General features: G+C 68.3%; 20 protein-coding genes and 1 pseudogene. 14 read left to right on the top strand and 7 right to left on the bottom strand.

Annotated features, from left to right (window positions below):
- The 7 genes and pseudogenes from Q0L11_RS23300 to Q0L11_RS23270 form a co-directional block, all read left to right on the top strand.
- A pseudogene (locus Q0L11_RS23300) lies at positions 1-99 on the top strand (DUF2849 domain-containing protein); the annotation flags it as partial.
- Positions 100-103: 4 nt separating this feature from the next.
- Positions 104-1,759: a nitrite/sulfite reductase gene (locus Q0L11_RS23295; RefSeq protein WP_296600510.1), complete on the top strand. Its 1,656-nt coding sequence runs from the start codon at positions 104-106 to the stop codon at positions 1,757-1,759.
- On the top strand, positions 1,743-2,252 hold the full coding sequence (locus Q0L11_RS23290; RefSeq protein ID WP_296600509.1) for a DUF934 domain-containing protein: 510 nt from the start codon (positions 1,743-1,745) through the stop codon (positions 2,250-2,252). Before Q0L11_RS23295 ends, Q0L11_RS23290 begins: the two co-directional genes overlap by 17 nt.
- 3 nt (positions 2,253-2,255) lie before the next feature.
- Positions 2,256-2,993, top strand: coding sequence for a phosphoadenylyl-sulfate reductase (locus Q0L11_RS23285; protein ID WP_296600507.1), 738 nt, complete (start codon positions 2,256-2,258; stop codon positions 2,991-2,993).
- A 12-nt stretch (positions 2,994-3,005) separates the two neighbouring features.
- Positions 3,006-3,830 carry a ferredoxin--NADP reductase gene (locus Q0L11_RS23280; protein WP_296600506.1) on the top strand — a complete coding sequence of 275 codons (825 nt, stop codon included), beginning with the start codon at positions 3,006-3,008 and terminating at the stop codon, positions 3,828-3,830.
- 145 nt (positions 3,831-3,975) lie between these two features.
- Entirely contained in the window at positions 3,976-4,935 is a 960-nt protein-coding gene (locus Q0L11_RS23275) for an adenylate/guanylate cyclase domain-containing protein (protein ID WP_296600504.1), read from the top strand.
- A complete protein-coding gene (locus Q0L11_RS23270; RefSeq protein ID WP_296600502.1) occupies positions 4,932-5,111 on the top strand; it encodes a hypothetical protein in 180 nt (59 codons plus the stop codon). The genes Q0L11_RS23275 and Q0L11_RS23270 overlap by 4 nt, the downstream gene beginning before the upstream one ends.
- 6 nt (positions 5,112-5,117) lie before the next feature.
- On the opposite strand, the gene Q0L11_RS23265 is transcribed toward Q0L11_RS23270, so the two are convergent.
- Together Q0L11_RS23265 and Q0L11_RS23260 are read right to left on the bottom strand one after the other, a co-directional pair.
- Positions 5,118-5,660 (bottom strand): AAA family ATPase, encoded by a 543-nt coding sequence (locus Q0L11_RS23265; protein ID WP_296600501.1) that lies wholly within the window; start codon positions 5,658-5,660, stop codon positions 5,118-5,120.
- A gap of 30 nt (positions 5,661-5,690) precedes the next feature.
- On the bottom strand, positions 5,691-6,170 hold the full coding sequence (locus Q0L11_RS23260) for a 3D domain-containing protein (RefSeq protein ID WP_296600499.1): 480 nt from the start codon (positions 6,168-6,170) through the stop codon (positions 5,691-5,693).
- Positions 6,171-6,357: 187 nt separating this feature from the next.
- Here Q0L11_RS23260 and Q0L11_RS23255 point away from each other — a divergent pair, with 187 nt between their 5' ends.
- The 4 genes from Q0L11_RS23255 to folD are packed head-to-tail and all read left to right on the top strand — an operon-like array spanning position 6,358 to position 9,370.
- Positions 6,358-6,939, top strand: a complete 582-nt coding sequence (locus tag Q0L11_RS23255; RefSeq protein ID WP_296600498.1) for a glutathione S-transferase family protein — start codon at positions 6,358-6,360, stop codon at positions 6,937-6,939.
- A 54-nt stretch (positions 6,940-6,993) separates the two neighbouring features.
- The gene (locus Q0L11_RS23250) at positions 6,994-8,001 is read left to right on the top strand and encodes a S1/P1 Nuclease (protein WP_296600496.1); all 1,008 of its coding nucleotides are present in this window, start codon (positions 6,994-6,996) and stop codon (positions 7,999-8,001) included.
- Entirely contained in the window at positions 8,001-8,459 is a 459-nt protein-coding gene (locus tag Q0L11_RS23245; RefSeq protein WP_296600494.1) for an NUDIX domain-containing protein, read from the top strand. The genes Q0L11_RS23250 and Q0L11_RS23245 overlap by 1 nt, the downstream gene beginning before the upstream one ends.
- 17 nt (positions 8,460-8,476) lie before the next feature.
- Entirely contained in the window at positions 8,477-9,370 is an 894-nt protein-coding gene (folD, locus tag Q0L11_RS23240; RefSeq protein ID WP_296600493.1) for a bifunctional methylenetetrahydrofolate dehydrogenase/methenyltetrahydrofolate cyclohydrolase FolD, read from the top strand.
- Here the strand turns inward: folD and Q0L11_RS23235 are convergent.
- The 4 genes from Q0L11_RS23235 to Q0L11_RS23220 are packed head-to-tail and all read right to left on the bottom strand — an operon-like array spanning position 9,367 to position 12,915.
- Positions 9,367-9,999: an ABC-type transport auxiliary lipoprotein family protein gene (locus Q0L11_RS23235; RefSeq protein WP_296600491.1), complete on the bottom strand. Its 633-nt coding sequence runs from the start codon at positions 9,997-9,999 to the stop codon at positions 9,367-9,369. The two genes, folD and Q0L11_RS23235, sit on opposite strands and share 4 nt — an antisense overlap.
- A complete protein-coding gene (locus tag Q0L11_RS23230) occupies positions 9,996-10,961 on the bottom strand; it encodes an MlaD family protein (RefSeq protein WP_296600490.1) in 966 nt (321 codons plus the stop codon). The genes Q0L11_RS23235 and Q0L11_RS23230 overlap by 4 nt, the downstream gene beginning before the upstream one ends.
- On the bottom strand, positions 10,961-11,791 hold the full coding sequence (locus Q0L11_RS23225) for an ABC transporter ATP-binding protein (RefSeq protein ID WP_296600489.1): 831 nt from the start codon (positions 11,789-11,791) through the stop codon (positions 10,961-10,963). Before Q0L11_RS23225 ends, Q0L11_RS23230 begins: the two co-directional genes overlap by 1 nt.
- Positions 11,788-12,915 carry an ABC transporter permease gene (locus Q0L11_RS23220; protein WP_296600488.1) on the bottom strand — a complete coding sequence of 376 codons (1,128 nt, stop codon included), beginning with the start codon at positions 12,913-12,915 and terminating at the stop codon, positions 11,788-11,790. Before Q0L11_RS23220 ends, Q0L11_RS23225 begins: the two co-directional genes overlap by 4 nt.
- 247 nt (positions 12,916-13,162) lie before the next feature.
- Here Q0L11_RS23220 and Q0L11_RS23215 point away from each other — a divergent pair, with 247 nt between their 5' ends.
- From Q0L11_RS23215 to Q0L11_RS23205, 3 genes are read left to right on the top strand one after another with little or no spacing between them, the layout of a single operon-like run.
- On the top strand, positions 13,163-13,474 hold the full coding sequence (locus Q0L11_RS23215) for a hypothetical protein (protein WP_296600487.1): 312 nt from the start codon (positions 13,163-13,165) through the stop codon (positions 13,472-13,474).
- Positions 13,475-13,497: 23 nt separating this feature from the next.
- On the top strand, positions 13,498-14,001 hold the full coding sequence (locus tag Q0L11_RS23210) for a YdcF family protein (RefSeq protein WP_296600485.1): 504 nt from the start codon (positions 13,498-13,500) through the stop codon (positions 13,999-14,001).
- A gap of 30 nt (positions 14,002-14,031) precedes the next feature.
- Positions 14,032-14,901, top strand: a complete 870-nt coding sequence (locus tag Q0L11_RS23205) for a hypothetical protein (RefSeq protein ID WP_296600484.1) — start codon at positions 14,032-14,034, stop codon at positions 14,899-14,901.
- A gap of 67 nt (positions 14,902-14,968) precedes the next feature.
- Here Q0L11_RS23205 and Q0L11_RS23200 read toward each other — a convergent pair.
- A partial coding sequence (locus Q0L11_RS23200) for a TonB-dependent receptor (protein ID WP_296600482.1) occupies positions 14,969-16,555 on the bottom strand: 1,587 nt, incomplete at its 5' end.

Raw genomic sequence — 16,555 nt, 5'->3', positions numbered from 1 at the left:
GGCAAGCAGGCCGAGGGCGGGGCGGTGATCGAGGCGCTGCAGCACGCCCACGGCGCGGCCCGCTCCACCGGCCGCGTCAACCTGATCAAGCGGAAGTAGGCGCATGTACCAGTACGACACCATCGACAAGGCGATGCTCGCCGACCGCTCGGCCGAGTTCCGCGGACAGGTGGCGCGCCGTCTGGCGGGCGAGCTGACGGAAGACCAGTTCAAGCCGCTGCGCCTGATGAACGGCCTCTACCTGCAGCTCCATGCCTACATGCTGCGGGTTGCGATCCCCTACGGCTCGCTGAACCCGGCGCAGCTTCGCAAGCTGGCTTGGATCGGCCGCACGTACGACAAGGGCTACGGCCACTTCACGACGCGCACGAACCTGCAGTTCCATTGGATCAAGCTGGCCGACGCGCCCGACATCCTGGATCACCTGGCCAGCGTCGACATGCACGCCATCCAGACCTCCGGGAACTGCATCCGCAACACCACGACCGACCCCTACGCGGGCGCGACCGCCGAGGAGGTGGACGATCCCCGCGTGTGGGCCGAGGCGATCCGCCAATGGTCGACCTTCCACCCGGAATTCTCCTTCCTGCCGCGCAAGTTCAAGATCGCGATCACCGCCGCGCCGAAGGACCGCACCGCGGCGCGGGTGCACGACATCGGTCTGGTGCTGAAGCGGGCTCGCGACGGGGCTCTGGGCTTCGAGGTGATCGTGGGCGGGGGCATGGGCCGCACGCCCTACGTGGGCCCGACGATCAAGGAGTTCCTGCCGGTCAACCGGCTGCTCTCGTATCTTGAGGCGATCCTGCGCGTGTACAATCGCCACGGTCGGCGGGACAATATCTACAAGGCCCGGATCAAGATCCTGGTCGCCGCCCTTGGGAAGGACGAGTTCGCCCGGCAGGTGGAGGCCGAGTGGACGAAGATCGGCGATGCGCCGGACCTGCCCGACACCGAGCTGGCGCGCATCCGCGGAGCCTTCGCGCAGACCGCCTTCGCGACCCTTCCGGCCCAGTCCGAAGCGTTCGAGGCGGCCAAGGCCGCGAACCCGGCGTTCGCGCGCTTCGTGCGCAACAACGTCAAGCCGCACAAGAAGGCCGGCTATGGTATCGTCGAGATCAGCCTGAAGGGCATCGGCGACACGCCGGGCGACGCCACGTCCGAGCAGATGGAGGCCGTGGCCGACCTCGCCGAGCAGTACGGCCTGTCCGACATCCGCGTGACCCACGAGCAGAACCTGGTCCTGCCGCACGTGAAGCTGGACGATGTGCCGGCCGTCTGGGCGGGGCTGAAGGCCGCTGGGATCGCGACGCCGAACATCAACCTGGTGAGCGACATCATCGCCTGCCCGGGCCTCGACTACTGCGCCCTGGCCAACGCGAGGGCGATCCCGATCGCCCAGCAGATCGCCGGCAAGTTCAGCGACGAGGACCGTGCCGAGGCGGTGGGCGAGCTGAAGATCAAGATCAGCGGCTGCATCAACGCCTGCGGGCACCACCACGTGGGCCACATCGGCATCCTGGGCGTCGATAAGAAGGGCGAGGAATTCTACCAGCTCACGCTGGGCGGCTCGGGCGCCGAGGACGCCGCGGTGGGGTCGATGCTCGGCCCGGCGCTGCCCTACGACAAGGTGGCCGACGCCGTGGACACGCTCGTCGATGTCTATCTGCGCGAGCGCCAGGCTGGTGAGCGGTTCCTCGACACCTTCCGCCGCACCGGCGTCACCCCCTTCAAGGAGGCTGTCTATGCCGACGCTCATTGAGCTGAAGGACGGCGTCTGTCGCGCGCTCGACGACCCGTTCACCCACGTGGCGGATGACGAGGCGCTGCCGCCGGGGGACGTGATCATCTCGCTGAACCGCTTTCAAGCCGAGGGGGACGCCCTGCTGTCGGAGGGCCGACGCGTAGGCGTGAAGCTGGAGGCCGACGAAGAGGTCGAGGCGCTGGCCTACGACCTGCCGCGACTTGCCGTGGTTGGCTTGGTGGCGCTGAACTTTCCGAAGTATCGGGACGGACGGGCCTACACGAACGCTCGGCTGCTGCGCGAGCGGTTCAAGTTCGGGGGGCAGGTCCGCGCCGTGGGCGACGTTCTGCGTGAGCAAGCGCACCTGATGGTCCGCGTGGGCTTCGACGCCTTCGAGCCGGCCGATGACGCCAGCGCCAACGAGTGGCAGGCCGCCGTGCGGCGCTACCGCCACGTCTATCAACGCTCGGCCGACGGGCGCGAGCCGGCGTTCGTCGAGCGGGAGGGCTGAGCGATGGCCTTCGATTCCCTGGCTCGGAATCCGGTGGCGTTGCGGCTCGACGCCGAGCTGCGCCACGCTCACCCGCGCACCATCCTGGAGGCCGCGGTTGAGAGCTTCGGCGACAAGCTGGCGCTGGTCTCGTCCTTTGGGGCCGAGAGCGCGGTGCTGCTGGACATCGCCGCCAAGGTGAAGCCGGACATCGCGGTGCTGTTCCTCGACACCGGCATGCTGTTCGGCCAGACGCTGGATTACCGGCAGAACCTGGCCGCGCGCCTTGGCCTGACGAACGTGCGGGACCTGCGTCCGGCGTACCAGGACCTGGCCACCGCCGATCCGCAGGCCAAGCTCTGGCAGACCGACACCGACGCCTGCTGCGAGATCCGCAAGGTCATCCCGCTGGACAAGGCGCTGGGCGAGTTCGACGCCTGGATCACCGGCCGCAAGCGCTTCCACGGCGGCGACCGCCTGAACCTGCCCGTGGTCGAGCAGTCCGAAGGCAAGATCAAGTTCAATCCCCTGGCCAACTGGGGCAAGGCCGACCTCGACGCCTACGCCGCCGAGCACGACCTGCCGGTCCATCCGCTGGTGGCCCAGGGCTTCCCGTCCATCGGCTGCTGGCCCTGCACCCAGCCGGCCGAGGAGGGCGAGGATGTCCGGGCCGGACGCTGGAAGGGTATGGACAAGACCGAATGCGGCATCCATCTGGCGCGTGCGCCGGGGACGCCTGACAACGTCGGCGGCGATATCTGAGGCTATTCAGGAATGAACGACGTGACCCTGGCCCAGCCGGCCGCCTCCGCCGGACTGAAGGCGTCCGGCGCCTTCTTCGTCGAGACCGTGACGTGGGTCCATCACTGGACAGACACGCTGTTCTCGTTCCGCTGCACACGCGATCCCGCGCTCCGCTTCTCCAGCGGCCAGTTCGTGATGGTCGGTCTGCAAAAGGAGGACGGCAAGCCGCTGGTCCGCGCCTATTCCATCGCCTCACCCTCGTGGCACGAGGAGCTGGAGTTCTACTCGATCAAGGTGCCCGACGGCCCGCTGACCTCGCGGCTGCAGAACATCAAGGTGGGCGACCAGGTGCTGATCGGTCGCAAGCCGACCGGCACGCTGGTCCTGGACGGCCTCAAGCCGGGCAAGCGCCTCTATATGCTGGGCACCGGTACAGGGCTCGCGCCGTGGCTGTCGCTAGCCCGAGATCCCGAGGTCTACGAGCGCTTCGAGACGGTGGTGGTCACGCACACGGTGCGTGAGGTGCAGGACCTGAACTATGCCGAACTGTTCGACGAATTGCCGAAGGACGAAATCCTGGGCGAACTGATCGGCGACAAGCTGAAGTACTATCCGACCGTGACCCGCGAAGCCTTCCGCACCCAGGGTCGGATCACCGACCTGATCGCTTCGGGGAAGCTGTTCCAGGATCTCGGCCTGCCGTCCTTCAATCCGGCGGAGGACCGCGTGATGCTCTGCGGCGGGCCGTCGGTGCTGGTCGACCTCAAGCAACAACTCATCGACCTTGGCTATGTAGAAGGTTCCATAGCCCAGCCGGGAGACTTCGTGCTGGAAAGGGCTTTCGTCGAGACCTGAAGGCGGCGCTTAGCATGGCGCCATCACCAAGCCGCTAAGGCGGAGTCGCCGTGATTCCACATAAGCGAATCTACTTAGGGGTTGCTCCGAAATTTTAACCATACGTGGGTTGTGAGACTGTCGAACATGGCCGGGAGGAACGACCATGTCCGCCATCTACTTCGACGCTACCCATCGCCCAAGGAGCATCCTGAGCCAGCTCGCCGCCTGGCTGGGCGCTGGCCACGTTCAGCGCGAAGCCCGAGAGGGGTGCGCCACCGCGTCTGACAGGGCGCTGCGCTGCGGTACGGTGGCTTCGGCTGCCTGCGCGGGCGCCGACTGCGGCGGAGAAGTGCTGCCGTCGCTCGATGCGCCGCAGCCGGATTGCGACATCGCCGCTCAGCTCCGCGCCGCCGAACTCCGCGGCCAGCAGATGGAGCGGGCGTTCTCGCAATATATCTCGCCGCAACTGGTCGAACGCCTGATGGCCGATCCCACGGGGCTGAGCCTGGGCGGCGAGACCCGCGAGGTCACGGTCCTGTTCGCCGACCTGCGCGGCTTCACCACGCTGGCGGAGAGCCTGAAGGACAATCCGCGACGCCTGAACGAGCTGGTGAACGCGTTTCTCGAGCCGATCACCGACATCGTACTCGCCCACGGCGGCACCATCGACAAGTACATGGGCGACTGCGTCATGGCCTTCTGGGGGGCGCCGGACGTCGACGCCGATCACGCCCGTCACGCCTTCGAGGCGGCAAAGGCCATGCTCGAGGCGATGGACGGCATCGACCGTCGCGTCCGGGCCGCCTTCGCCGGGGAGCGGGACATGCCGCCTATCCAGATTGGCATCGGAATCAACTCTGGCGAGTGCATTGTCGGCAACCTCGGGAGCCGCCGACGGTTTGATTATTCGGTGCTGGGCGACCCTGTAAACGTCGCCTCGCGCATCGAGGGACTATGCCGGATCTACGACATCCCGCTGCTGATCGGGGAAGCGACCGCGCGCCAACTGCCCGAAGCGTGCGGCCTCGCCGAGATCGGTCGCCTCTCGCTCCGCGGTCGCGCCGAGAAGCAATGGGTGTTCAGCCTCGCCCACCTCGGCGCGCCTTCGGAGCCGGTGGAATGACCTGGTCGCAGCAACTTGAACGCGCCCAGGCGCTGCCGCTGCGGGAGGCCGCCCCGGAGCAGTCCCGGCGGGACGTGCGGCCGCTGCCGCGCGGCGTCGGCCTGGCGATCGGCCTCGCCGTCTCGCTCGGCCTTTGGGGTGGCCTGGGCCTGGCCGTGATGCATCTCCTCGCCTGAGGCGGATCACCCGGCGTCCGCCGCAGCCCGCAAGACGAACGAGGCGCGTCGCTCCACGCTGTCCCGGGGCGTCACGACGGCCTCGTAATCCAGCTCGGCGAGCGCCTGCCTGATGAGGTCGAACGTGCGCTCCGCCTCCGGCCAGGCTTGGCGGCGCTCGTCGTCCGTGTCGTAGATCTCCCGCCACGGCGGAAACAGGAAGACCTTGCGGTTGTACCGCCGCGTCCGGATCGCTTCGAGCAAGGCCGGGGAGGGCGCCGAGCCGTTGGCGCGATAGCTGTCGATGATCCCGCGATCGAAGAAGACGCGCCGCGGCTCGCTCGACAGGCCGTCGAAGATCGCAATGTCGCGCTCGGCGCATAGCTGCACGTAGAGATCGTTGTCGCGCCAAGGCACGCCGTCGCCGCCGGACTCGACCTGCTCGCGGATCACGGCGCGGGCGGTCTCCTCGACGACAAGCTCGCCCATCGCCGCCAGGCGCCGGATGAGCGTGGTCTTGCCCACACCGGGGCCGCCGGTAAGGACGAAGAAGTTGGGCTTGTGGATCATGGTTTCCCTCCCATCCGGGGAGGGAAGGCGTCACTTCGGCGGGCAGCCGGTGAAGCTTCCGACCTTGATGGCGGTGAGGTTGCTGAGGTTGAGCTTCTGCATCGACTTCATCGAGGCGGCGTTGTGGCCCGTGTAGAGGTCGATGCGCTGGCCCTTGATCGCGCCGCCGATGTCGGAAGCGTACCAGTAGCCGTCGTGGGCCTGGCCGTCGGGCATCTTCAGGCCCACGGTCTCCTTGATGAAGACCACGGTGCGGCGCGGAATGATGGTCTTGTCGACCGCCAGGGTGCGCATCGGCACCACGCGGCAGCCGAGGCTGTCCAGGCTGCCCACGCCCTTGGCGCCGGCGTGGTAGAGCGTGGCCTTCACGTTGAAGACGGCCGAACCCGGCAAGGCGCCCGAAATGATCGAGGAGACCAGGTCCCCAACCGGATCGTTCGTCGCGGCTTGCGCGTTGGAGGCGATACCGATGGCGGAAAGCACTGCCAGGGCGGCGAGGCGGCGTCGCATGGACGGCGTCCTCCTTCGTCGTTGAACTGGTGGCCGGAGTCCTAACGGCTGAGGTCCTCTGGGGCAACCCCGGAAGGTCGATTGGTCGCGGGCTGTGAGTTTCCCTAACATCAGACGTGAACCGCTATCGCTTGATCGCGAAGGGATTCCGCCGCAAAGCCGACCTCCACACAGCGGAGGCGGCGGCGTGAAAATCTATGGTGACAGCATCTCGGGCAACTGCCTGAAGGTGAAGTGGACGGCCGATTTTCTGGGCCTGAAGTACGACTGGATCGAGACGAACGTCCTCAACGGCGAGTCGCGGACCGAGGCCTACATGGCGATGAACCCCGCGGGGCAGGTCCCCGCGGTGATCCTGGGCGACGGCCGGCCGCTGGCGCAGTCCAACGCCATCATCGTGCATTTCGCCGAGGGCTCCAGCCTGATCCCGGCCGATGCCTACGACCGGGCGAGGATGTTCGAATGGCTGTTCTGGGAGCAGTACAGTCATGAGCCCTACGTCGCGGTGGCGCGGTTCCAGGTGCGCTACCTCGGCAAGCCGGTGGCCGAGCTCGAAGAGCGGCTCGTCGAACGCGGCAACGGGGCGCTGCGGCGCCTCGAGCTCGGCCTCGCCGACTCGCCCTTCCTTGTCGGAGAAGCCCTGACCCTCGCGGACGTGGCGCTGGTGGCCTACACCCGGGTGGCGCACGAGGGCGGATTCGACCTCGATCTCTATCCGCGCGTGAAGGCGTGGGTGGTGCGCGTCGAGCAGGCGCTGGATATCCGCTGACGCCGGCCGCCGCGGCGTCTTGCCATTGTCACGGGTGGGCGGGAAAAGCAGGGCATGAAACGCCTTTCCGCCCTGGCGCTCGCCGCCGTCGTCGCCGCTGCCCCCAGCTCGTTGTTCGCCTGGGGCAACACCGGCCACCGCATGCTGGGCGAGATCGCTGCCCGCGCCCTGCCGCCGGAGATGCCTGCGTTCCTGCGCACGAAACAAGCGTCGATCGACATCGGCGAGCTCTCCCGCGAGCCCGACCGGTCGAAGGGGGCGGGCAAGCTGCACGACCAGGATCGCGATGCGGCCCACTTCATCGACCTGGACGAGGACGGCAAGCTGCTGGGCGGCCCGCCGATGCTGCCGTTCGCCGCCACGCGCGCCGACTTTGAGACCCAACTGCGCGCCGCGGGGCTCGACCAGTGGAAGGTCGGCTATCTCCCGTACTCGATCCTCGACCGCTACCAGCAGCTCACCAGCGACTTCGCCTATTGGCGCGTCCTGAAGGCGGCCGAGGCCAATCCCGCCTGGCGGAAGAACCGCGCCTGGTTCACCGCCGACCGCATCCGCCGCGAAGGCCTGATCCTGAAGACCATCGGCGAGCTCAGCCATTTCGTCGGCGACGGCAGCCAGCCGCTTCACGTCACCAGCCACTACAACGGCTGGGGCGACGGCCCGAACCCGAACGGCTACTCCAAGGCCCGGCTGCACGGGCCCTTCGAGAGCGACCTCGTGCAGGCGACGGTGAAGCCTGCGGCGGTGGCGGCCAAGGTCGCGCCCCTGCGCCTCTGCAACTGCCCTATCGAACAGCGCGTTTCCGATTACCTCAGCGCGACGGGCAAGCAGGTGATCCCGTTCTACGAAATGGAGAAGGCCGGCGGCATGGCTCCGGGCGATCCTCGCGGAACCGCCATGGCCACCGACCGGATCGCGGTCGGCGCGTCGGAACTACGCGATATGATCGTCGAATCCTGGCGGGCGAGCCTGAACTCGAAGGTGGGCTGGAAGCCGGTGGCGGTGAAGGACGTGCTCGACGGCAAGGTCGATCCTTATCCCGCGCTCTACGGAATCGACTGATGGCGGCTCCGCAGTTCGGCGAGCGTGAGGCGGCCCGCGACTATCGGGATCGACCGGCGGCCTTCGGCATCGTCGAGCGGGACGGGCGCATCGCCCTGGTGCGGGTGGAGAAGCCGCATCACACCGCTTGGTTCGACCTGCCGGGCGGCGCCATCGATCCGGGCGAGGTCGCCGAGGAGGCCGTGGTGCGCGAGTACGGCGAGGAGGCGGGCCTGAGCGTCGCCGTCGGGCGCGCCTACGCGACGGCGGACCAGTACTTCGTGAACACGGACGGCGAGGCGTTCAACAACCTGGCGACCTTCTTCACACTCGAACTGAAGGGCGAGGAGCCCGGCCTCAAGATCGAGGACGACCACACCCTGGTCTGGAAGGATCCGCACGAGGCGCTGGCGATCCTGCGCCATGACGCCCATGCCTGGGCGGTCGCGGCATGGCTGAGATTGCGCGGACGCGCCTGAGGCGCTAGCAGCGCGCCATGACAGCGAAGATCATCGAAGGCTTGCCCGTCGCCGAACGCCTGCGCGCGGAGGTGACGGCCGAGGTCGCGCGGCTGCGCGCCGAACATGGCCTTCAGCCGGGCTTGGCGGTTGTGCTGGTCGGCGACGACCCCGCCAGCCAGTCCTACGTCAAATCCAAGGGCGAACAGTCGCTGGCCGCCGGCATGCACTCGGTCACCCATCGCCTTCCGGCCGAGACCTCGCAGGAGACGCTGCTGAAGCTCGTGCACGAGCTGAACGCCGACCCGAAGATCCATGGAATCCTGGTGCAGCTTCCCCTGCCGAAACACCTGGACGAGAAGCCCGTCATCGACGCGATCGATCCCGACAAGGACGTGGACGGTCTGCACGTCGTCAACGCGGGGCGTCTGGCCGTAGGGTTGCCTGCGCTGACGGCCTGCACGCCGGTCGGCTGCATGGTCCTGCTGCGCGACACCCTCGGCGATCTGACCGGCAAGCACGCGGTGGTCCTGGGCCGCTCGCGCCTGGTCGGCAAGCCGATCGGGCAACTGCTGCTGGCCGCCAACTGCACGGTCACCATGGCGCATTCGAAGACGGTGGATCTCGCCGGCGTGTGCCGCATGGCGGATATCCTTGTCGCCGCGGTCGGCCAGCCGCGCATGGTGCGCGGCGACTGGATCAAGCCGGGCGCGACGGTGATCGACGTGGGGATCAACCGCGTGCCGTTCGACAATCCGGAACAGGCGGCGCTCGGCAAGACCAAGCTGGTCGGCGACGTGAACTACAAGGAAGCGCTGCAGGTGGCGGGGGCGATCACCCCGGTGCCGAAGGGCGTCGGCCCCATGACCGTCGCCTGCCTGCTGCAGAACACCGTGACGGCGGCCAAGCGGCAGGCGGGTCTCGACGCCTAAGCGGGCGGCTTGGCGTTCTCGTTGGTCCAGGCGACCACCTCGCCCAGCACCTCCTTCACCGCCCGATCGTAGGCCGGGACGATGGCGCTGACGCGGTTGTCGCCCGCCGTCGCGCGCTTTTCGAACAGCTTCTCCGCCACCAGCCCTCGGTCGGTTCCGCTGGTCAGCGCCGCGCGGACGCGCACGATGACGGTGGGCGGCGCCTTCGGTCCGCGCTCGTAGTGGGCCTCGAAGTTGCGCACGTCGAGGCGCAGGATGTAGGGCGCGACGCCCGGTTCGCCGCGCGCGATGAGGCGCACATGACCCGGGTCGGCGTCGAAGGCGGCCACCACCGCCTCGTCCCACAGCACCGCCGCGGGGGCGATCCACCGGGTCTCGGCCACGTAGGCAGCCTTGCCGCTGGTGATCGTCAGCAGCCGATCACCAGCCGACTCCCGCTGGAAGGTCGCGTTGGTGCGGAAAACCCCCACGCTGCCGACGGCCGCCTCCACGTCCTGCGCGGCGACGGCTTGGCCGAAGCGGTAGAGGTGCGCCGGCTTGCTCTTGGGCAGCAGCGAGACGCAGGCGCTCAGGGCCAGCGCCGAGAGGCCGACCGTGGCTAGGCGGAGGAGGGTGGCGGGTCGCGTCATTGGGGCACCTTCACTTCCTCGGCCTTGCCCTTGCCGAGCGTACCGGTCGGATTGGACTGGACCTCGTTGATCAACCGCTCCAGCGACTGGGCGGTCTCCTGCAACTGGATCACCGCGCCGGTGATCTGAGGCAGGCCATTGGTGGCGAAGTCTGCGGTCGGGCCCTGGAGGCGGTCGATCATCGCCCGGGCGTCCTTGGCCGTGACCTTGGCCTCCTCGGCGGCGTCCGCGAGGTTGGCGATCGCGCGCTTGCCGTCGCCGTCCACCACCCCGCGGGTCGACGCCGACAGCTTGGCGATCTCGTCGGCTGCGGTGTCGATCCGCTGCAGCGCGCTTTGGGCGTCGGCGATTATCGCCTTGCGCTCCCGCAGCTCGGCCGTGAACGCCTGCGCGTCCGACAGCGAGGCCGAGAAGGTCTTGATGTTCTGATCGGAGAGGACGCGGTTCACGCGGTCCAGCGCCTCGATGGTGCGGGTCAGGACCGTGCCGCCACCCTCCAGCAGGTCGGAGATGGCGCTGCGCTGGCTGCGAACGATCGGAATGCAGTCCCGTCCCAGCCCCAGGCGCTCGCACCGCGGCTTGTCCGCCTCCTTCAGCAGGGGGCGCGTGCCGGTGCCGGCGGTGATCTGGATGTAGTTGAGGCCAGTGATGCCCTGGGGCTCCAGCGTCGCATAGCTGTCCACGCGGATCGGCACGTCTTCGGTGACCCGCACCCGCGCGATCACGTTGCGTGGGTTGAACTTGTCCAGCGCGATCTTGGTGACCTCGCCAACCTTGATGCCGTTGAAGTGGACCTCGCCGCCCTCGTTCAGCCCGCGGACCGGGCCCTGGAAGACGATGTCGTAGAGATCGTACTCGGCATTGATCCGCAGGCGCGCCAGCCAGACGACGAAGACGACCAGCGCCACCGTCAGGATCAGGGTCGAAAGCCCCACCAGGGCGTAGTTGGCGTTTCTTTCCATCAGGCTTTCGTCCCTGCTCGGGCGTCCCGCGCCGCGCGGCCCCGTGGGCCCAGGAAGTATTCTCGGATCCACGGATGATCCGAACGCTCGAGCTCGCGAACCGGAGCCGTGGCGACCACGTGCTTGTCCGCCAGCACGGCGACCCGGTCGGTGATCTCGTAGAGGGAATCGAGGTCGTGGGTGATCATGAAGACAGTCAGGTCCAGGCTGTCGGCCAGGTCTCGGATCAGCTCGTCGAAGGCCGCCGCGCCGATCGGGTCGAGACCCGACGTGGGCTCGTCGAGGAACAGCAGTTCGGGATCGAGCGCCAGCGCCCGCGCCAGGCTGGCGCGTTTCTTCATGCCGCCCGAGAGTTCGGCAGGCTTCAGCGAGCCCGCCTCCGGGCGGAGGCCCACCATCGCGATCTTGAGGTCAGCCAGCTCGTGCGCCTCCCGGCGGGACAGGCGGGTATGTTCGAACATCGGGGCCGCCACATTCTCCCGCACGGTCAGGTTCGAGAACAGCGCCCCCCCCTGGAACAGCACGCCCCACGAACGCTCCAGGGCGCTCCAGCGCCGCTGCGAGGCGCGCTTCAGCTCCTGGCCGAACACGGTCACCGTCCCGGCGTCGGGGCTGCGCAGGCCGATGATGGTGTTGAGCAGCACCGACTTGCCCGTGCCCGAGCCACCCACCACGCCCAGCACCTCGCCGCGCTTCACGGTGAGGTCGAGGTTGTCGTGCACCACGTGGTCGCCGAACTGCGACCGCAGGCCCCGCACCTCGACGGCGGGGCCGGACTGGGCCAGCAGCTCGTCGTCGCCGACGGCGGAGTCCTTGCGCGCGTCGCTCATAGGTCGAGCTGCATGTAGATGAGTGCGAACACGGCATCGAGCATGATGATCGCGAAGATCGCGTGCACGACGGACGCCGTGACCCGTTGTCCCAGCGACTGCACGTCGCCGCCCACCAGCAGGCCCTGCCGGCAGCCGATGCCCGCGACGACCCCGGCCATGACCGGCGCCTTGGACAAGGCGATCCAGAAGTGGGTCGCGCCGACGTTGTCGACGATGCGCTGCAGGAAGAATGTGGGGCCGAGGCCCAGGGTGGACCAGGTCACCATCAGGCCGCCCAGCAGGCCGGCGAGGGTGGCGACGAACGTCAGTAGCGGGATGGTGACCAGCAGGGCGACGAACCGCGGCAGCACTAGCGCCTCGAACGGATCGACGCCCATCACCTGCATCGCGTCCACCTCCTGCTGCATCTTCATCGAGCCCAACTCGGCGGCGAAGGCGGAGGCCGACCGGCCCGACAGCAGCACCGCCGTGATCACGATGTTGAACTCCCGCAGGATCGCAACGCCGATCAGTTCGACGACGAACACTTCGGCCCCGAACTGCCGCAGCATGTTCACGCCCAGCAGGGCGACGACCGCTCCGATGAAGAAGGTGGTGATCGCTACGATCGGGATCGCGTCGAGGCCGGCCCGCTCCATCTGGGTAAAGATCGGCGCCCAGCGGACCTTTCGGGGCGCGCGGAACAGGTTGGTCAACGCTCGAAGCGTCACCACGAGCAAGTGGCCGAGGAAGCCCATGGTGTCGAGGAACTCGACGCCCAGGTCGACCACACCGCGGCCAATGCGGATGGTGAGGTTATGGAAGCCTCGTGGTTCGGCCCGGACCACCGGCTTCACCCGCGCGGCGTTGTCCACCAGTTCGAGGAGGCGGCGCGTCTCCGGCCGTGCGGCGACCTTGTCGAGGGCGAACCCCTCGCCGACGGCGCGAATGACCGCATAGGCGCCCGCGGTGTCCATGCGGCGCACGCCGTTTAGGTCGAGGGTCGCGCCGGGCTGGCTGTGCAGGGCGCGCGCCAACCCTTCACCTGCCCCGCCGAGCAGGTTGGTCGTCCAGTCGCCGGTCAGAATCGCCGTGGGGCGATCCGTCGCGGACTGCATGTCGAAGTGCGCAGGCTTCTCCATACGAGGGTTGTCCGGGGCGTCGGGGCGGCTGTCCAGCCTTCGCGTTCCGGTTCGTGCTCCCCCGTCCAATGGCGCCCGGCCAACAACAGCCGAGACCCGAACGCTCATATGGCGAAGGCTGTTCCCTCCACAAGCGCGGCGCGCCGACCACAGCTACAGCCACGCTCAGCCAATTTTTGGTCCAAGTCCGCCGGGTAAGCATCACGGATTCCGACTGAAATGACTCGCTTGCGTAGGAGTGGAGAGAGTGACCCGACAGATCGACCTCGCAGGGGCCTCCGGCGCGCGCTACCGCTACAGCCCGCTGGATGAAGAGCGGTTTCTGCCGCCGGCCGGCGCCAACTACGTCATCGCCGAGCTGAAGGAGGAGGGGCCGAACGTCGTCTACGCCGGCGAGACCGACAACCTCGCCAGCCAAACCTGGCGCTCCGACCTCGAGCGCGCGCGGCGCAAATATGCCGAGGCGACGCTGCTGACCCGTCTGAACGTGACGCGGGCGGTGCGCGAGGCCGAGCGTGCGGACCTGATCCAGAACTATCATCCACCGTTGAACGGCTGAGCCTTGGCGGCGCATCCTAGGGCGTGAACGCGCCGCCTCTCATCGTCATCTTCGGCGCCGTCGTGCGCCCCGACGGCGCGCCCTCGGCGTCTTTGCTGCGGCGGATCGGTTACGGACTCCAGGCTGCACGGTCGTATCCCACAGCGCCGGTCCTCTGCTCCGGCGGCGTCTGCCGGCCCGGCACGCCGTCGGAGGCTTCGATCATGGCGCAGGTCCTGGTCGGGGAGGGCGTATCGGAGGATCGGTTGGTCCTGGACGAGGAGAGCCTGTCCACGCTCGACAACGTCGAGGCGGCCGTGCGCGCCGTCGACGCTGGGGGCCATCCGTTCGTGCTCGCTTGCAGCGATGCCTATCACCTGCCGCGCATACGGCTCCTGCTGAGCCTGCACGGCGTGCGCTGCCGCACCGGGACGGGCCTGGAGCGGGCTCCCATGGACCACGTGCTGGCGATGGCGGTGCGCGAGGCGGCGGCGATCCCGCACAACATGGCCCGGGTCATGGCGCGCAGATCCCGGCGCACGTCATAGTGCTGTCCAACTCCCTCGGAAGTGTGAGGCATGGCTTCGGAACACGACGACAACCCCTTCGCCCGCAATAGCGCGTGGCCGAAGATGCCCCAGGCGCCGTTTCGCGTCGGACCCCTGCCCAAGGGTCAGCCGGCGGCGCCGGCCCTGGAGCCGAAGCCGCAGGCCGCGACGACTATAACGCCGGCTTTCGTGCGGCCGACCGGCGCTGTCGCATCTTCCGGCCTCGCAAGCGGCGGCGCCGTGCCGCGCGCCGCGCCGCAAACCCAACCGCAGCCGCCCCAGCCTTCAGCGCCTGCCGTTCCGCTCGCGCCCGTGGTCGATATCGCCGCCCCGCCGGCGTCCGAGGCGCAGCCTGTTGAGCCGTCGACGCCCGAAGCGCGGCCCGAACCTTATGTCGAGATCGCGCCCATCATCGTGCAGCCGCTCGGCAGCGGGGCGCGCAAGACCGTGCGCAAGTCTCCGGTTCCGGCCATCGCCGCGACGGCGGCAGGTCTCGCCGCGATCCTCGGCATCGCCTATGCGCTCAACCGGGGCCAGGAAGAGGCGCTGAAGAGGGCGGCTTCGCAGCCCGCGGCGGTCATCGCCGCACCCGCCGCGCCTCAGCCCCCCGCGCCTGAGACCGTCTCGCCCGTCCCCGCTCCACCCGCCACGGCCGTCGCTCCAGCCAACTCGCCGCCCCGCCCGCAGGTCGCGTCGAGGCCGCTCGCTCGCACATCGGCCAGCCCGCAGAAGATCGACCTGCCGGCGCCGGCCGCCGAGACCGGTGTCGCCGAGCCGGCGATCTCGTTGCCAACACCGCCGTCGCGCGTGGTCGTTCCCGAGCCCACGCCGCTTCCGAGCTACACGCCGCCGGCAGCCCCGGATCCCACCGCGCCCGTCAGCAACCAGCGCCGCGACTGAGCTCGACGAGAAAGGGCGGCCCGGATCGCTCCGGGCCGCCCCTCGTTCGCGCGGATTGTCCGGGCGATCAGTACTTCAGGCGCAGCGTCACACCGTACGTCCGCGGCGCGCCCAGGAAGGCGTCGTAGACGCTGACGGCGTCGTTGTTCTCGTCCACCTGGAACGGGCCGTTGAAGCCGACCTGCACATAGTCCTTGTCGAAGAGGTTGTTCGACCAGACTTCGACGGTCCACCGCTCGTCCTTCGAGCCCAGGCCCACACGGCCGTTCACCAGCACCATTTCGTCCTGCAGCTTGGAGGGATGCAGGTCGGAGCCGGTGTTGTAGCTCGACGTGAACTTGCCGGAGAGGTTGGCCTTGAAGACCAGGCCGTTGCTCAGCTCACGCTGGTAGGTGCCGGCCAGCGAGGCCGACCACAGCGGCGCGAACGACAGCCGCGCGCCGGGCAGGCGGCGCAGGCTGTTGAAGCGGGTCGGGTTGATCAGGTCCGAGGCCGTGAACTTGCCGATCTCGGTCTCGGCGTAGGTCACGCCGCCCTGGAACGTCAGACCGTCGATCGGCGGCAGGTAGATGAAGTCCAGGTCCACACCCTTCGAGACCACCTTCGGCAGGGTTTCCACGACGAAGGCCGTGCCGACGAAGGTGTTGAGCTGGAAGTCGGTGAACTTCTGGTAGAACACCGCCGCGTTCAGCAGCAGCGTCCGGTCCAACCAGCTCGTCTTGGCGCCCAGCTCGTAGCTGTCCACGAACTCACCCTTGAAGCCGGTGTCGCCGTCCGCCGTGAAGTCGGGGCCGACCGCGGTCACGCGGATGAGCTGTTCGCGGTCCAGGTTGAAGCCGCCCGCCTTGTAGCCCCGCGAGTAGGACGCATAGGTCATCACGTCGCGGTTCCAGCGGTAGGCCAGCTTGGCCGTGCCCGAGAACTCGTCCTCGGTGTTCTTCTGCTTGAATTTGCCCAGGGCGTCGAAGTCGTTGTTCTGGGAGTTCAGGCACAGGCCGCCGACGATCGTCTGGGCCGTGGCGCCGCCCAGCAGGCGGCTGAGGTTCCCGAACGCCGCCTCGCCCTGGTCGCAGGTCGAGCCCGTGGTCGTGTACTGGGTCGTCAGCGTCTTCTCATCGCGCGTGAAACGCAGGCCGACGGTCAGCTCCAGCGCATCGGTGATCTGGAAGCTGTTGTTGGTGAAGAGCGCGAAGGTGTCGCCCTTCTGCTTGTAGCGGTCGTCCGAACCGGCGCCGGTCTGCAGCACCGAGCCCGGCGTCAGGCCGATGAGCGCCGGGACGCCGCCCAGCACGCGGCCGGCGAAGTAGGCGTAGTAGTCCGTGCCGTAGTTGAAGACCGAACGGCTCTTCAGGTCCTCGTGGGCGTAGAAGCCGCCGACCAGCCAGTTGAGCTTGCCGTCGAGGGCTTCACCCGCCAGGCGGATCTCCTGGCTGAACTGTCCGAACTCGACGAAGTTCGAACCGTCCGCCGGGCGGTACACCAGGTCCGCCGCCGTGAAATCCGAATCCTGGCCCGTCTCCGAGCGCCAGTTGCGGACCGCGGTGATGGCGGTGAGCTTCATGCCCGAGCCGAGGTTCCAATTCAGCTCGCCCGAGAGACCCATGTCCTCGACGTCCTGGCTGGTGGCGCGGTTGGCGTAGCCCTGGCGGTCGAA

Origin of the sequence: Phenylobacterium sp. (assembly GCF_024508875.1) — a bacterium.
Taxonomy (GTDB): domain Bacteria; phylum Pseudomonadota; class Alphaproteobacteria; order Caulobacterales; family Caulobacteraceae; genus Phenylobacterium.
The sequence above is the reverse complement of the archived record's forward strand: the minus strand, read 5'-3'. Positions and strand labels throughout refer to the sequence as shown.